Raw genomic sequence first — 16,190 nt, forward strand, 5'->3', positions numbered from 1 at the left:
GGCGCGTCTGGGGTCAGACCAGTCCCGTGTAGCTGTCCCAGGCCTCGGGGGCGGGGGGCACATCGTCACGGATGACGGTGGCTTCGATGAGGCCGTAGGGCCGATCATCCGCATTGAAGACCTCGTTGTTGTTCTCGACGCCGAACGGAGCGAGGTTGTAGAGAAAGTGGTGCTTGTTCGGTGCTGAGAAGCGGATCTCTGCGATGAAATCATAGGTTTCGAGTACGGCCTTGCCCATTTCGTACAGCGTCTGCTGCAGGGCGAGTGAGTGAAGCGTGGCGAACTTCTCGATGATGATCTTCTTGATTCCGAGGTACGTCGCCTCCCAATCGACATCGGTCGAGGTGAAGCGCCATTTCGCTACGAGGGAGGTGGCCATCACCCGGTCTGTGGTGGGCTCGAGGAGGGTGTATCCGTCTTCGAGGAAGCCGGTGAACTCCGATCCGGTCGACTTCAGGATGACCAGGTCTTTGAAGCCTCCGATCACCGTGTTGGTGCGAGCCTCGCCAGAACCGGTGACGGTGACAGCGGAAATGCGGGTCTCCTGGCCTTTGCGGACCCAGGTGTGATCGTGCTCCGTGCCATCGACAAGGACACGCTGCCACTCGAATTCCTCCACTTCGATACGCGCACTCTGCACGTATTCGACGGTGTCGACGAAATGGGCGCCGAGCTCGAGCGCATAGGTCTCGATCGAAGTCAGACCCCTCTCCTTCGAGAACGAGTACGCCGTCTGCTTCTGGGTGTCAGTCGGCAGGATCTTTGACTGGTCGCCGACGAGGTAGGCGTCGGCGAATTCGCCTCTCAGCGCACTCGAGACGTTGATGTCCCTGATCTCGTGTCGATCGGTGTCGCGATAGATGCGAACGACACGATTCTCTGCTTTGCCGTAACGGTTGGATCCGAGAACTATTGCCACGATGCTTCTTCCTGTCTGCGAGGGTTTGGTGGAGCGATGAGGTTCGGGTGAGGGGTCAGGTTCGGGTGAGGAGGGTGCCACGAACGCGGCCGTGTTCGATGTCGGAGTCGCGCAAGAAAACGGCGCCCCCGGCGAGCCAGGTCGAGTGCACGACGCCGAAGAGGTCACGGCCGTCGAAGGCGGAGAGCTTGTTCTTGTGCTGCAGCTCCTGTGCGACCACGGTGAACGTCTCCTCTGGCGCGAACGCGACGAAGTCGGCGTCGGCTCCGACAGAGAGCGAACCCTTGGTTGCAAGCCCGGCCAGTCTCGATGTGGCCACGGCCATCCATTCGATGACGCTGTCGAGGCCGATTCCCTGGGCTCGTGCCGCTGTCCACACGGCAGGCAGGCTCACCTGCAGGCCCGAGATCCCGCCCCAGGCCAGAGCGAAGTCGCCACCGTGGGCGAACTTGAGTTCTTTGGTGCTGGGTGAGTGGTCAGAGGCGATGAGGTCGATGTCACCCGCAACCAACGCCGCCCAGAGCAATTCCCGATTGTGTTCGTCACGGATCGGCGGGCAGCACTTGTACTGCGTCGCCGCATCGGGAATTCCCTCAGCGGCGAAGCTCAGGTAGTGCGGGCAGGTCTCGACCGTGAGACGGAGGCCCTCGGCTTTCGCTGTGCGGATGGCGGGAAGCGCCCCCGCGGCAGAGAGGTGCAGAATGTGGGCGCGGGCGCCCGTGGCACGGAGCCCGTCGATCACATGGTCGATCGCGGTCTTCTCTGCGGCCTGCGGGCGACTGGCCACGAACGCCTCGTAACCCACGCCGCCGGCGTTCTCGTGTTCTGCCAGAACACCGGGGTCCTCGGCGTGGACGATCAGCAGGCCATCGAATCCAGCCAGTTCGTGCAGGGCCGCATGAAGTTGTTCGGTGCTGAGGTGCGGGAATTCGTCGACGCCGGAGGGGGAGAGGAACGCTTTGAATCCGAAGACCCCTGCGCGGTGCAGTGGTTCGAGGTGCCCGAGGCTGTCGGGAATGGCGCCGCCCCAGAACCCCACGTCGACGGAGGCCTGGGGGCCGGCTGCTTCGCGTTTGAGCTGCAGGGCATCCGGTGTCGTCGTGGGCGGGATGCTGTTCAGAGGCATATCGAGAATCGTCGTGACGCCTCCTGCGGCGGCGGCACGGGTCGCGCTGGCGAAGCCCTCCCAATCCGTGCGACCCGGCTCGTTGACGTGCACGTGGGTGTCGACGATTCCGGGGATCAGCACCTGGGAGTCAGGAAGAGTGATTTCGGTAGCTGCGTCGAACGGCGCATCGATGCCGGTTATCGAGACGATCTTTCCCGCGGTCACCGCCAGGGCGACGGACTGGAAGCGCCCGTCGACGTAGGCGTGCTCGGCCCGCACGACCAGGTCGTGGATTTCAGTCATTCGTGGCTCCGTGGGTCGTGCAGATCTGGTTCATCATTCGTTCATTCACCCTAACTTTCTTGGTGGTGCCACCGAGGGAAGGTCGGAAATATGCCGGACACAGACGGCCGTTACCCTGAGTGATTGCCGCTGGTACCCGTGCAGAATGGCACGCAGATCGGCCACGACTTTCACACGAAGGATCACGAAAATGGAACGAGTGCAGGAGGCCGTCTTCAGCTGCCCGAAGAGCATGACGTACGGGCCGTGCGGTGGTGTGGAATTCGACGGCACCTGCGAGGTGTCGGAGCATCGCTGTGTCTTCGTGGACCGGGAGACGGTGGCCTGGCGAGGTCCCATGCCCGTGCTGCTCGTCGATCGGCCCGCGAGCGACGGCTCGCCTGGGGTGGTGGCTGTGCCTTCCGACCCCGTTTCGCCTGGGGGAGCCGAGTTCGCCCAGCTGATCCGCTCCCGCCAGGTCGTCGTGGCCGACTTCCCGGCCAAGGCGGTCGACAGGGTTTCGCTCGCCGAGTGCGCCGACCTCCTGGCCGGCTCGGCCGATGCCACGCTGGCCGGCGATTCCGGTGCGCACCGGGTGCAATTCTCGCCGAGCTACCGGGCCCAGCTGATCCAGAGCCGTGGTCTTCGGGTGATCGCAGGGTTCAATTGTCGTGACCGGAACCGCGTGGCGATCGAAGGCGAGTTGGCCGGACTGGCCGATGTGGGCGTTGCGGCGGTGCACTGCGTGACTGGAGACCACACTCTGACCGGCTCGAGGCCCGACGCGAAGCCCGTGTTCGACCTGGACTCCACGGGGGTCGCGTCGCTCGCCGCCGAGTACGGGCACCTGGTCTCGGTGGGTGAATCGCCCGCGACCCCGCCGGTGGCGCATCGTGCGGAGCGCCTGGTGGAGAAGCAGCGAGCCGGTGCTGCGCTGGCCTTCGTCAATCATGCCGGCGGCGCTGCGCCGGTCGCTCGATTCATCGCCGAGGTCCGTGAGCGTCAAGTCGAGCGTGAGCACGGCGAAGCGAGACTGCCGGGGCTGGCGTACATCGCCTGCGTTCCGGTGGTTGTCGATCGTGGCAGTGCCGAACTGCTCCGCTCGTTCACGACGTTGGTTCTGCCTGACGGGTACCTCGAGCGAATTCTCGGGGCCCGCGACGTCTACGCCGAGGGAATCGCCGCGGCGATCGACCTGAGCAACGAGCTGCTCACTCTCGACGGCGTCTCCGGGGTGAATCTCTCTGGTGGGCCCGAAGACGGTCGCGAGAGCTTCTTCGCCGAAGCGCTGGCACGCATCGCCAGCGGAGTTTCGCTGCGCATTCATGGCGCCGGCTGACAGCGTCAGCCGGGAAGAACGTTCGACGCCCATGTGCCTTCTGCTTCACGGGTGTACTCCAGGCGCCGGCTTGCCGTGCCAGGATGCGCGTGCCACAGCGTCACTCGCGTGGGGCGCAGCAGAATGCCTGCCCACGTGGCAGGTGGGAGAAGGGAGTCGGATTCGTGCTCGCCATCGAATGATCGCCAGGCCTCGATGCGTTCGTCGATGGGCAGTGCGGCCAACTCCGGCGAATTGAGCCAGGCCAGGGTCTTGAGGTAGGGCGAGCGGTTCCCGTAGGCCCGCTGGGCTTCAGTGGTAGGAGCGGGTTCGGTGTCGCCGAGCACGACGAGCTGCCGACCGAGCTCCGGCCACGCCACAGTGAAGGCCGCGCGGGGCAGCCTGGTGAGCTGGGCGATCTTGCGGGAACGGGCATCAGTGTGGAAGTAGAAGCCGATCTCATCGAATTCGCTCAGCAGCACGTGCCGAGTGTCGGGATACCCGTCGGCGGTGATCGTCGACAGGGCCACGAGTGGTCGAACGGGTTCGCTGTTGTCCGGGAGCCAATGCACGAGCTCATCGAAGAACGGCGCTGCAACGAGCGTGGGTGAGACCGTCATCAGGTGACTTTTCCGGCACCGGCAACCGGGGCGGTGCCGACGATGGGGAGTTTGCCCGGGTTCAGCAGGCCCTCTGGGTCGGTCACGGCAGAGAGGCGCCGGGTTCGCTCGACCTCGTGGTCGACCTCCCAGTGGTGCGGGTTGTGCGAGCCGACGCCCAGCGCCTCGAGGGCGGCGAAACCGGCATAGACCTGCTCCGGGCTCTCGTAGATACCGGCGAGCATGCCGATCGGGCGACCGTGCTGCGCCTCGATGTGCAACATGCCTCCGTTGTAGACCGCGTGGACCTCGTCGATGCGCTCTACCAGGCCGTCACCGGCGACCTCGATGTGGAAGTAGGTGCCAGGGTCACTCTTCTGCAACCACTCGATCGGGTGGTTGTACGAGAGCATGCTGATCTTCATCGAGGCCTGCGGGCCTTCGCGAACGTCTTCGATTCGGCCCCCGGCGCTGAAGATCAGCGCAGAGGCCGCCTCGACAGTTTCGGCGTCGAGAATGGCGCGGAGGCTGGCTCGGTCTTTCGGAATGGCGGGGTCGTCTGGCAGGGCGTTCGCCAGCGTGGGGAGATCGGCGGAGACGAGCCGCGGCGTGGGCTCGAGCTGGCCGATCTCGCGGATCACCGAGATCGCGTCGGCGAAGGTGTCAAAGCTTGCATAGAGTCCGCGCCAGTTCTGCAGCGGCTCGAGCGCCAGGGTTGCGCGGGCGATGATGCCGAGTGTGCCGTAGGTGTGAACATAGGGTTCGGCTTCGGCGCCGACGACGTGGATGAGCCGGGCATCCGGAACCGCGTGCACCACGTCGAGCTCCTTGACGAAGCCGGTGTGGTTGGAGCCGTGCTTGATCGATCCGGTGCCACCGGAACCACCGGAGAGAAAGCCGCCGATCGTGGACTGGGCAGTGGAGGGGTACATCAGCAATTGCTGCCCGGCGGCGTTCGCGGCCTGCTCGATCATGACCATGGGCGTGCCGGCCTCGACCGTGATGAAGCCGTCGCCCACCTCGACGATGCCGCGTGCCTTCGACATGTCGAGCACCAGGCCGCCCTGCATCGGGATGCCCTGGCCGTAGTTGCCCGTTCCCTTGCCGCGCGGCGTGATCGGCACGTGGTAACGCGCGGCTGCGGCGACGACGGCCGCGATCTGCTCGGCGGTCGTGGGAAAGGCGACGATGTCGGCCAGGCCGAGGGGGAGCTGTTCGGCGAGGATCGGTGACATCCAGGCGCCGTCGAGCGAGGCCTTCTCGCGGGCGCGGAGTTCGACGGTGACGGCCTTGTCGCCGAGGAGTTCACGGAGCTCGGCTTGCAGGGCGTCGATATCGGGTGTGAGAGCTGTGCTGGTCATGGGCTGCAATACTTTCTCGTGGATTCTCGGTCGTGCGTATCAGTGGGCGGCGAAGCCGATGCGTTTGGTGCGTGGGCCCGGGGTGAAGGTCGCGATCTCGGCAAGTGCTGCGGCCGACTTCGTGACGTTGTTCTCGAAATGCGCCTTGCCGAATTCCGCGTTCGCAGTGGTCGGGTCACCGATGACCCCGCTCGCGGCGAAGTCGTTGCTGACCCAGCCGAAGCTCACGGGCTTGCCGAAACCGACGTACTCGTAGTCCAGGAGCTGTTCGGGCACGCTCCGAACCGCGAGACTCATGTCGACGAGCTCGGGGCGCAGGTGCAGCACCACACTCGTTTCGACGTGGCCGCCGTGGATGCCGAGGCCCGACTCGGTCTCGCCGGAGGCAGCACCTCCGTTGGCCGGCATCTGGCCGCCGATCAGAAAGGTCTGCAGCCCGAACCGGCGACGCAGCTCGCGGCAGGCGACCTGCAACAGGGCAACGTTGCCGCCGTGACCGTTGTAGAAGACCAGCTTGGTGCAGGGCGTCTGGGCGATGGATGATCCGATCTCCACGATCGTCTCCATCAGGGTTTCCCAGCTCAGCCAGACCGTTCCCGGTGCCCAGTGGTGTTCGTCTGATTTCGTGTAGGCGAGGCCGGGCAGCAGCCAGGCGTTGACCCCGCTCGCCGCCGCGAGTTCGACGGCGGCCTTCGCGGACTCCTCAGCGACGAGAAAGTCGGTGAAGAGAGGCAGGTGCGGCCCATGGTGCTCGATGGCACCGGTCGGCAGAACCACGATCGAGTCGCCCCGGAGCGCCTCGACGGCGGCGAGACTTGAGAGTTCGACGAGGTTGCGGGACATGGTGTGGATCCTTTGTTGAGCTGGTGTGGAGGAGTGGAGATGGAGACGGAGGGTCAGTGCATGATCATTCCGCCGGTGACATTGAATGACTGCCCGGTGAGGTAGTCGGCGTCACTGGTGGCGAGAAAGGCCGCGACCCCGGCGACATCGTCGGGCTGGGCGAGGCGGCCGAGAGGTGAGTAGCTGCTCCACTCGGCGATGTCGTCGTCGGTTCTCGTCGCTGCCCCCATCTCGGTGAGCACGTAGCCCGGGCAGATACAGTTGGCCGTGATTCCCGCTGAACCGAGTTCGAGCGCCGTCACCCGGGTCAGGGCGATGACGGCAGCCTTCGACGCCGCGTAGTGCGCCTGGCCGGCACCGCCGCTCTTGCCCCCCATGCTGGCCATGTTGATGATCTTGCCCGGGATGCCTCTGCCGATCATCCATCTGGCCGCGACCTGCGTGGTGATCAGCATCGAGCGGGTATTGATGGCAAACATGTCATCCCAGGCCGAGGCCGTGATGTCGAGCAGCGGGGAGAAGCGCAGGATGCCGGCGTTGTTGACCAGCACGTCGATGCCGCCCAGTTCTTCGATGGCCTGCGTGAGAACAGAGCGAGTGCTGGCTTCGTCGGCGAGGTCGACCCGGTGGAACCGGCCGCCGATGGTTTCGGCGGTGGCGAGCCCTGGGTCTTCGAGGAGATCGAGGATCGTGACATCGGCTCCTTCAGCCGCACACCGTGCGGCGATGGAGGCACCGATGCCGCGGGCTGCACCGGTGACAACGATGCGACGACCCTTCAGCCGTGCTGATGTCACCGGTGCAGAGGTGGTCATGAGAGTTACTTCATGCCGATCGAGGTGTCGATGAACTGGTTGGTGAAGATGTCGGCGGCCGTGAGACCCGTCTTGACCGCTTTACCACCGGCGGCGTAGATGGGGGTGTCGAGGTCGATGATCTTCTGCACCCGCGCTGTGTCCATGTCGCCGAGTGTGGAGTTGTCGCCGTTGCCGACGAGTCCGGTGTCGACCTGGGTCTTGACCGAGTAGTCGGCCATGCCCTGCGAGTAGACCCAGCCGGTGTTGAACTGGGTGACCAGGTCGAGGATCAGCTTGTTGACGGCTGCCGGATCCTTGAAGTAGTCGACCTCGGCCTGCTGCAGTACGGGAACCAGCTTGGTGAGGCAGCCCGAGAGCTTTGAGACGTCGGCGGTCTTGACCGAGACGGCTGACGCGTACACGGGGTAGCCCGCGTCGTTCAGGGTCTGGTAGTTGACCGCTTTGCCCCAGGCCGGCACCTCGTACTGGTACTGGTACGGTTCGGCGCTCGCGAAGCCCTGCTGGCCAGCCTTGCCCTGGTCAGCCACGAAGCTCGCGGGCGTGCCGTCGTAACCGCCGTCAACCTGCGACTTGCTCAGGATGCCCGCGCTGGTCAGGTACTCCATGTAGGCCGATCCGCCGAAGTAGCGAACGATGGCTCCGGTCTTACCCAGGTCGGCGATCGTCTTCACGTTCGGGTAGGTTGCCGGGTCCCACATGATCATCAGCGGCGTCTTGTCGAGGGGAGCGAAGACGGCGGTGGTCGGCTGGTCTGCTGAGAGCTGCACGGCCTCGTCGGTTGTGACATAGCCGAGGGTGATGGAACTGTCGGCATACATCTGGCTGGTGACGGTCTGGAAGCCGATGGCCGGGCCGCCCGAACGGATCTCGACGTTGACGCCGGTCGCTGCGCCGTTGGCGTACAACGGGCCGGAGACCGACTTCTTGTTCGCATCGATGACCGGGTTCGGGCCGAGCAGCTGGTACAGGTGACCGTGTTCTGCTTCAGGGTTCCAGTCGGTCTGGATGACGACGGTCGCCGGGCAGCCTGCGGCGGCCAGGTCGATTCCGCCGGCGCCGGCGGATGCTGCGGGGGTGCTCGTGGTCGAGCCTGAGCTACAGGCGGCGAGTGCCACGATGCTCAGTACGGCGAGACCGCTGGCGAAAGCGACTCTCTTGGTGTTCTTGCGCATTACTTCTCCTTTTCGGATGCGTGCAGGGTGCAGTGCTGGGTGTCTCTCGGTGCTGTGGTGCTGAACTGCCTGTTGCTGTGGTGCATTTCGGGTGGTGCTGTGGAACATCTGTGGGGGGTGGGGCGGCTGGGCCTAGGTGAAGTCGTACCACTTACCGACGGCGCGGCGGCCGAGCAGGCCGAAGAGCCAGAAGACGAGTACGCCGAAGAGCGCTGCGGTGATGATCGATGCGAATAGCTGTTCGCCTTGGAGGCGCGAGCTGTAGTTGCTGATCAGGATTCCGAGGCCTGGCGTACCCCGGCGGAAGAACTGGTCACCGACGATGGCGCCAACCACCGCGAGCCCTGCGGAGATGCGCATCCCGGCGAAGATGGCCGGAAGCGCGGCGGGCAGCGAGAGTTTGCCGAGCGTGGTCCAGCGACTGGCGCCTTGCAGCTTGAAGAGCTCCTTGTGACCCTTGTCGACGGATTGCAGACCGAACAGCGTGTTGTTGACCATGGGGAAGAGGGCGATCATCACGCAGACGAGAACACGCGAAGGGAACTCGTAACCGAACCAGAAGCCGATCAGTGGCACGAGAGCCAGGATCGGGATGCATTGCAGAATCACCGCATAGGGAAACAGGGAGCGTTCCACCCATTTCGCCTGAGACATAGCGATCGCCCAGACAATACCGATGACGATGGCGATCGCGAGACCCAGCATCGAGACGATCACCGTCTGGTACAGGGCGACCCAGAGTGCAGTGAACGAAAGCGGGTCAAGGAATCCCTTGAAGAGAATGTCCTGCGGCAGTGGCAGCAAGAATCGAAGATGCGAGTCGAGTACGAACAGGCTGATCAGGTACCAGATGACAACGATGCCGAGGAACACCAGGAGCGGTGGCAGCCAGCGGGATACACCACGTTTCTGCTTCTTCGACGATGTGGTCGACAGGGTCGCCGGGAGCTCAGGGGTGGGGTGGCCTTCAACGTTGTCGATGCCGTCACCCACTGTCGTTTCGTTCGAGATTGTGGTCATGAGTTCTCGTGCCCCTTCCGGAGTGCGTGGGAGACCTCTCCCACCAGGGAGGCGAACTCGGCGGTGAAGCGTATCTCTGGGTCTCGCGAGGGCGGGAAGGGCACATCGAAGGTCTGGACGATCCTTCCTGGGCGACCTGACATCACGACGACCTTGGTTGACATGTAGACCGCCTCTGAGACGGAGTGCGTGATGAACAGCCCGGCGAACTGCTTGGCGTTGAACAGCCCGATCAGTTCGTCGTTGAGGCGCTCGCGGGTGATCTCATCGAGTGCGCCGAACGGCTCATCGAACAAAAAGAGCTCGGGATCCAGCGTCAAGGAGCGCGCGAGAGATGCGCGCATCTTCATGCCACCGGATAGTGCCTTGGGCAGGTGTTTCTCGAACCCGCTGAGGCCGACCAGGTCGATCGCTTCTTTCGCCTTCTCGGCTCGTGCCGCCTTGCTTTCTCCGTGCAGTTCGGCGAGCAGCTCGACGTTGGCCGTCACAGTGCGCCAGGGAAGGAGCGTCGCATCCTGGAACACATACCCGATGCGGTCGGTTCCCACTGTGGTGACCCCGTTAGAGGCGGTCTCCAGGCCGGATGCGATCCGCAGCAGGGTGCTCTTGCCGCACCCCGAAGGGCCGACGACGGTGACGAACTCCCCGCGTTTGACGACGAGGTCGACGCCCTGCAGGGCGATGGTGCCGTCGGGAAAGGTCATCTCGACGTTGGTGAAGTCCAGCAGGACGTCATTCTCGGAAGTACCGGTGCCGGTTGGTGCGGGTGCTGTGACAGTCATGCCAGCATCACTTCGATTCGACTAGAGACGGTTCGTGCAGGTGGTGGAGGGGTGCTGCGACGGAATATGTCACGGCACTCTGGGCAACGAGGTTGCCGGCGTGGATCACAAAACGGTCTGCCGAGGCGTTGGCGATGACATCGGATAGCGAGACGCCCCGTACGGCGAGAAGCTCGGCCGCGAAACCGACGCCGACGCCGGCTGCCTCCAAGCCCATCACTGAGCGGGCTCCGTCACTGACGGCTACGTACGCTTCGTCGAGTGTGAGGTGTGCGGCTGTGACGAGAAGCGATGCCGTCTCGAGTGCGTCACTGCGGCCCACGGGGTTGAAAGGATCGCGCACATTGTCGGCACCGGCTCCGAAACGGATGCCCCTGTCGAGAATCGCGCGCACAGCGGTGAGGCCACGGGGAGTCGACACCGGATGCTCCCACCCCTGGAGGTAGAGATTCGTGATCGGCAGGCTGATGATGCCGACGTCGCTCGCCTGGACTTCATCGAGCACTTCGGCAAGGGGAGCCGCGTCGAGGGTTCCGAGTCGTACACAGTGGCCCGCGCTGCGATTTCGGTCTGCAGGCCAGTGCCTGACGCTCGCCGAAAGCTCACCGAGGGTGAGAGGGCCGTCCAGACCCTCGTCGGTGTGGATGTCGACCCCCACGTGCATCCGTTCGGCCAGGCGCAGCAGTCGCTGCAGGTCGGCACTCGGGTCGGGAGAAAGATGGGGTGCGCCGCCGACGAGGTCGACCCCGAGGGCGATGGCCGCTTCGATGTCGGCGTCGGGCGCCTCTGAACTGGCAAGGGCGACGAGTTCGATGTCGACGAGGCCGCGGAGTTCTTCGCGGACCTGCACCAGGGCACGGACACCCCGGAGGGGGTCGTCGCCGAGCAGGATGTCGACGTGGCTGCGGATGGCTGTGGTTCCCTGGCGCAGCATGAGAAGGGCGGCCTCACGGGCGCGGTCGGCGATGCTCTCGGTCGTCATCGTGGCGGCATACTCACGCCAGGCCAGGATCGCCGAGACCAGGTCGCCCATCGGCGGGTCGATGAGATCGAACGAGAGCGCCTTGTCGAGGTGCGCGTGCGGCTCAGCGGGGGCGGTGAGCACGATGAAGCCGGTCAGGTCGAGTGCCGCGTCAGTGTCGGCGGCGGTGAATGCCGAGTGATCTGGCGCGGTGACTGCGGTCACGTAGCCACCGTCGATGTGAATGTCGCACAGCTCGCCACTTGGCAACGTGGCGTTGTGCAGCAGGTTCAGAGGTCGAGGCAGGATGCTCACGGTTCGTGTTCTCCTCTGGGAATCGGCCGCGTGGCAACCGATGTGAAGATCATCTCGACGCTGGGGTGATCAGGGCTGATGTTGATGTGTTCAACATGAGCGAATCTACGAGCGGCGCGTTTCGAACACGTAACGCGCAGATTTCCTCGTGTTAAGAAGGGGCGGCGCCGATTGTGGCATCAGTGGGTTTGGCGATTACTGTCTGACGTGAGGCGTCAAAAGGAGGTCCGTCATTCCAGCCATCACCGAAGCACTCGATCTGCAGACGCTGCAGTTGGGTGTCACCATCCGCGCAGCACGCCTGTCGCGGGGGCTGACCCTCGTGGAACTCGCCAAACTCTCTGACCTGTCGCATCCGTTCCTCAGCCAGCTCGAGCGCGGCCACGCCCGACCGAGCATGTCGTCGCTGGAACGGATCGCGCGGGCGCTCGAGACGAGCCAACTCGACCTTCTGGCCGGCGCTGCTGACGTGTCGCGCATTCGCGAGGTACAGGCTGACGCAGGTGTTCACCCCGACCGCTGCGGTGCCATCGTCATTCGCTCGACCGAGGGCACAACCGGGCCCTACGCCGAAGGGGAGGGGCGCCTTCTCGTCGACGGTACGGCGAAGTTCCAGCCGATGGAGTTCCGCGGGGCAAACGCTTCGTTCGGCGACTACTACCGTCACGCCGAAGACGAATTCGTGACTGTCGTCGACGGCACCATCCTCGTCGACCTGGGTGAAACCGGCATTCACGAGCTCCGGGCGGGCGATTCGCTCTACTACACCGGGGGCACCTCGCACCGCTGGCGTTCAGGCGACGGGCAGCCGTACCGGCTGTTCATCGTCAAACAGCGATTCGTACCCGCAGATACGATTTCCCCCGCACGCACAACGGTGTGGAGCACAGAGTCGACTGCAGCGCACTTCAGCGAGACCAACGATGTGCCGGTGGCGGCGGTTCTGCCCTCCGTGCTCCCGGCGGGTGCACGATGACCGTGCATGTTCTCGAGGAATTCGATGCAACAGTAACGGAGCTGGCCGTGGTCGCCTCCGACGTGCTGCTGGTCACCCTCGAGCGCGCGGATGGCGCGGCCTTTCCGGCCTGGACGCCGGGAGCCCACATCGATCTTGTGCTCTCTGCCGGCGTCGAGCGACAGTATTCGCTCTGCTCAGACCCAGCAGACACGAACAGGTGGCAGATCGCCGTGCTGCGCGAATCTGCGGGCAGGGGCGGCTCGGAGTATGTGCACACGGCTCTTTCTGCAGGCCACACACTCAGGGTCCGCGGCCCACTCAACCACTTCGTCTTCGACGAGTCCGAGCGATATGTCTTCGTCGCGGGGGGCATCGGAATAACGCCATTGCTGCCGATGATCCGGGCTGCAGATGCCGCTGGAGCCGACTGGACGCTCGCCTACGCCGGCCGGTCAGAAGGAGCAATGGCGTTCGCTCGCGAGCTGCGGGCCGGGCATCCGGAGCGTGTTGACATCTACGCGAGCGACGTGGGCGAACGGCTCGCGCTCGACGCGCTCTTCGAAGATGTCGACGATTCGACCATGGTGTACTGCTGCGGGCCGACGAGGCTGCTGGATGCTGCGCTCGAGCTTGCGCACGACTGGCCCTCTGGCCGGCTCAGGGTGGAGCGGTTCGAGGCGCGCGATGTGGGTGCTCCCGTGCGCGAAGAGTCATTCGAGGTGGAGCTTGAGCTCTCTGGACTGACACTGACCGTGCCGCCGGAGAAGACGATCCTCGAGGTGGTGGAGGAGGCGGGGGTGCTGGTTCTCTCCTCGTGCCGCGAGGGGACCTGCGGAACCTGTGAGACGCCGGTCGTCTCCGGCGAGGTCGATCACCGCGATTCGGTGCTCACCCCCGAAGAGCAGGCCGACAATGAAGTGATGATGATCTGCGTGTCGCGCGCGGCGTGCCCGCGGCTGGTACTCGAGCTGTAGCCGAACGCTGGTTGAGGCTTCGATACGGCCTTCGGCCTACTCAGGCATCGTGACGGCGGGAAGCCAGGAGGTCTTCGAGGGTGAGCGCGATGGCGCGTTCATCGTGGGCGACCAGGCGGTAGTCGCGAACGACGACCCGACCAGCCACGACGACGTGTTTCGGGCGTCGACCGGGCGAGGCCCACAGCAACCCGGCGATCGGGTCGGCAACGGCGGCATCTGAGACACCTGAGACATCCCAGACGCAGGCGTCGGCCGCGTCGCCGACGGCGAGTGAGCCGAGCTCCGGGCGGCCGAGACCCAGCGCGGAGCCCTTGGTCGCCATGCCGATCACCTCGCGCGCGGCCAGCGGTGGGCCCACGAGTGGTGCCACCTGCATAGCCAGGCGCGCATCGGCCAAGAGATGGCCTGCGTCGTTGCTGCCGCCGCCGCTTGTTCCGAGCCCCACGGCGATGCCCGCCTCCCGCAGGGCGGCGACGGGAGCGATGCCCCAGCCCATCGGCAGGTCGCAACCCGGCGCATGGGTGGCCGTCACACCGCTCGCGGCCAGGCGCACGATCTCCTCGGTAGTGACGGCGCAGAGGTGAGCGAGCGTGACGTCAGGTGCGAGCCAGCCCCACTCCTCGAGAAGGTCGAGCGGCCGGCGGCCGTACTTCTCGAGTGCGATGACCACGTCGACCTGCTCATTGGCCTGCGTGCGCCGGCGGAGTCCGAAGCGTTCGGCGAGTTCACCGAACAGCCGGAACGTCTCCGGGCTGTCGCTGTGCACCCCCGCGGGGCCGATCGCGAGCTGCAGCATTCCGCCCGAGCCGATGCCGCCGACGGCACCCGGAACCAACGCAGAGATGATGGCTTCGGCCGAGGCCGCTGCCTCCTCCGGGTCGTCCCTGGCGGAGCCGCGCACAAAGACCAGTCGGCCACCGAGTTCTGCCGCCGCGCTCGCCGTGGCCCGGGCAATGCCGACAGAATCGCAGCCTGACGGCCAGGTCAGGTGGTGGTCGGCAACGGTCGTGACCCCGCTGAGCAAGCCTTCGGCGACCCCGGCCATGGCGGCGGCGTGGGCCAACTCCGGGTCGATGCCGACGGCAGCATATGATGCGGCCATCGTCGGCAACCATGTCGCCATCGGTACCCCCCGGGTTCCGTGGAGGGTGCGGAAGGCCGTCTGCAGCAGGTGATGGTGGGCATTGACCAGACCGGGCGTGACGACGCAACCCGTGGCATCCAGTCGCTCGAGTACCGATGTGGCTGGCGCACCTGCGCCGGGTGCATCGACGACCACCCCATCCTCGAAGTACAGGTCATCTGCCATTTCTGTGGTTTCATCGATGAACGTGGAGACGGCGCCGTGGATCGTGAGCATGAATGAGTTCTAACATTCTTTTGTGTCAGGCTCATGTCGACGGGCCTGACTGAGCGAGCCGCCTCGACGTGTGACGATGACCGGCCCATGCCGACGATGACTGACTGATGCCGACGATGAGAGGTGAGACCGGATGCTCGAACTGGCCGAATCGCTGCTCGCGCGCATCACCGCGGGGCAGCGCGTCGCCGTCGCCACCGTGACCCGGATCGACGGCAGCGCCCCGCGCAGCCTCGGAACAGCCATGGCCGTCGATGAGTCGGGTTCGGTGATCGGAAGCATCTCCGGCGGTTGTGTCGAGGGAGCCGTCTACGAGGCGTGCCAGGAGGTGCTGCTCACCGGGGAGCCCAGGATCGAAGAATTCGGGTACAGCGATGACGACGCGTTCGCCGTCGGCCTGGCCTGCGGCGGTCACATCGAGGTGCTCGTCCAGGTCATCGACTCCGCCTCTCCGGCCCCGCTCCTGGCCGAATTGGCGGCGGCAGCCGAGGGGCAGCCTTCCGGGCTGGCCCTCGTCGTTAGCGGCGACTCGCCTGCTGACGGTGCGGTTGCCGATAGCGCACCCGGCGATAGCGCACCCGCCGACAGCGCACCCGGCGACAGCGCACCCGCCGACAGCGACCGGGGCGGCAGCGCACTGGGTGACAGTGCGCGGGGCTACAGTGCGCTCGGCGCGATTCTCGGGGGCGGCTCTCCATCGTCGCTCGGGGGCAGGCTCTCGCCGACGACCGCCCGTCGGCTTCTCGCTGAGCTCGCCTCGCGGATCTCGACCGGCCGCACAGGCCGAGTGACGGTCGACTGCGACGAAGGCCCCCTCGACGTGCTCTTCACCGTGCGGGCAACCCCACCCCGCATGATCATCTTCGGCGCCGTCGACTTCTCGTCAGCGCTCTCGGCGGCCGCCGCCCTGTTGGGCTACCGGGTGACGATCTGCGATGCCAGGCCCGTGTTCGCCACCGCCGCCCGCTTTCCGGCTGCGTCTGAGGTGATCGTCGAGTGGCCCTCGGACTACTTGGCGCGCACCGAGGTCGACGCCCGAACCGTCGTGTGCGTGCTCACGCACGACGACAAGTTCGACGTGCCGTTGCTCGAGGTCGCACTGCGACTGCCAATTGCCTACGTCGGAGCGATGGGTTCGCGAAAGACACATGAACGCCGGCTGGCGGCGCTCAGGCAGAGCCTCTCCGCGACTGAGCTCGCTGCCCTGCATTCACCGATCGGCCTCGACCTGGGCGCGAGTTCTCCTGAGGAGACCGCCGTGTCGATCCTGGCCGAGGTGTTGGCAGCGAAGAATGGGGCGTCAGGTCGACGGCTCGCCCAGACAGACGGCCCGATCCACCGCTATTCCGGGGCAGACCAGGCGGTCCATGCCGTAACAGGCATATAACCGGGTGCCC

At 65.3% G+C, this 16,190-nt stretch carries 15 protein-coding genes; 4 read left to right on the plus strand and 11 right to left on the minus strand.

Going from position 1 to position 16,190, the window contains the following annotated elements:
* Positions 1–13 precede the first annotated feature (13 nt).
* Both pucL and allB read right to left on the minus strand, forming a co-directional pair.
* Positions 14–919: a factor-independent urate hydroxylase gene (gene pucL / locus KPL76_RS08265; RefSeq protein WP_305803662.1), complete on the minus strand. Its 906-nt coding sequence runs from the start codon at positions 917–919 to the stop codon at positions 14–16.
* A 55-nt stretch (positions 920–974) separates the two neighbouring features.
* Positions 975–2,330 (minus strand): allantoinase AllB, encoded by a 1,356-nt coding sequence (gene allB, locus KPL76_RS08270; protein WP_216332182.1) that lies wholly within the window; start codon positions 2,328–2,330, stop codon positions 975–977.
* A 190-nt stretch (positions 2,331–2,520) separates the two neighbouring features.
* On the opposite strand from allB, the gene KPL76_RS08275 reads away from it, so the two are divergent.
* Entirely contained in the window at positions 2,521–3,648 is a 1,128-nt protein-coding gene (locus tag KPL76_RS08275; RefSeq protein WP_216332184.1) for a methylenetetrahydrofolate reductase C-terminal domain-containing protein, read from the plus strand.
* Positions 3,649–3,653: 5 nt separating this feature from the next.
* Here the strand turns inward: KPL76_RS08275 and KPL76_RS08280 are convergent, their stop codons facing one another.
* From KPL76_RS08280 to KPL76_RS08315, 8 genes are all read right to left on the minus strand, one after another.
* On the minus strand, positions 3,654–4,247 hold the full coding sequence (locus tag KPL76_RS08280) for a pyridoxamine 5'-phosphate oxidase family protein (RefSeq protein ID WP_216332186.1): 594 nt from the start codon (positions 4,245–4,247) through the stop codon (positions 3,654–3,656).
* Positions 4,247–5,587 (minus strand): FAD-binding oxidoreductase, encoded by a 1,341-nt coding sequence (locus tag KPL76_RS08285; protein WP_216332194.1) that lies wholly within the window; start codon positions 5,585–5,587, stop codon positions 4,247–4,249. The genes KPL76_RS08280 and KPL76_RS08285 overlap by 1 nt, the downstream gene beginning before the upstream one ends.
* A 39-nt stretch (positions 5,588–5,626) precedes the next feature.
* Entirely contained in the window at positions 5,627–6,430 is an 804-nt protein-coding gene (locus KPL76_RS08290; protein WP_216332196.1) for a creatininase family protein, read from the minus strand.
* A 53-nt stretch (positions 6,431–6,483) separates the two neighbouring features.
* Positions 6,484–7,245 carry an SDR family NAD(P)-dependent oxidoreductase gene (locus tag KPL76_RS08295; RefSeq protein ID WP_216332198.1) on the minus strand — a complete coding sequence of 254 codons (762 nt, stop codon included), beginning with the start codon at positions 7,243–7,245 and terminating at the stop codon, positions 6,484–6,486.
* A gap of 5 nt (positions 7,246–7,250) precedes the next feature.
* Entirely contained in the window at positions 7,251–8,420 is a 1,170-nt protein-coding gene (locus tag KPL76_RS08300) for an ABC transporter substrate-binding protein (protein WP_216332206.1), read from the minus strand.
* A 132-nt stretch (positions 8,421–8,552) separates the two neighbouring features.
* Positions 8,553–9,440, minus strand: coding sequence for an ABC transporter permease (locus KPL76_RS08305; protein WP_216332207.1), 888 nt, complete (start codon positions 9,438–9,440; stop codon positions 8,553–8,555).
* Complete coding sequence (locus KPL76_RS08310) at positions 9,437–10,222, minus strand: ABC transporter ATP-binding protein (RefSeq protein ID WP_216332209.1); 786 nt, start codon at positions 10,220–10,222, stop codon at positions 9,437–9,439. Before KPL76_RS08310 ends, KPL76_RS08305 begins: the two co-directional genes overlap by 4 nt.
* A 7-nt stretch (positions 10,223–10,229) precedes the next feature.
* Positions 10,230–11,498: an amidohydrolase family protein gene (locus KPL76_RS08315; protein WP_216332212.1), complete on the minus strand. Its 1,269-nt coding sequence runs from the start codon at positions 11,496–11,498 to the stop codon at positions 10,230–10,232.
* A 274-nt stretch (positions 11,499–11,772) separates the two neighbouring features.
* On the opposite strand from KPL76_RS08315, the gene KPL76_RS08320 reads away from it, so the two are divergent.
* The gene (locus KPL76_RS08320) at positions 11,773–12,474 is read left to right on the plus strand and encodes a helix-turn-helix domain-containing protein (RefSeq protein WP_253201957.1); all 702 of its coding nucleotides are present in this window, start codon (positions 11,773–11,775) and stop codon (positions 12,472–12,474) included.
* Positions 12,471–13,430 (plus strand): PDR/VanB family oxidoreductase, encoded by a 960-nt coding sequence (locus tag KPL76_RS08325; RefSeq protein WP_216332214.1) that lies wholly within the window; start codon positions 12,471–12,473, stop codon positions 13,428–13,430. The genes KPL76_RS08320 and KPL76_RS08325 overlap by 4 nt, the downstream gene beginning before the upstream one ends.
* 40 nt (positions 13,431–13,470) lie before the next feature.
* Here the strand turns inward: KPL76_RS08325 and KPL76_RS08330 are convergent, their stop codons facing one another.
* Positions 13,471–14,793, minus strand: a complete 1,323-nt coding sequence (locus KPL76_RS08330; RefSeq protein ID WP_216332216.1) for an amidohydrolase family protein — start codon at positions 14,791–14,793, stop codon at positions 13,471–13,473.
* Positions 14,794–14,926: 133 nt separating this feature from the next.
* Here KPL76_RS08330 and KPL76_RS08335 point away from each other — a divergent pair, with 133 nt between their 5' ends.
* A complete protein-coding gene (locus KPL76_RS08335) occupies positions 14,927–16,180 on the plus strand; it encodes an XdhC family protein (RefSeq protein ID WP_216332219.1) in 1,254 nt (417 codons plus the stop codon).
* Positions 16,181–16,190: the final 10 nt, after the last annotated feature.

Source organism: Subtercola sp. PAMC28395, from assembly GCF_018889995.1.
In the GTDB taxonomy this organism is placed as follows: domain Bacteria; phylum Actinomycetota; class Actinomycetes; order Actinomycetales; family Microbacteriaceae; genus Subtercola.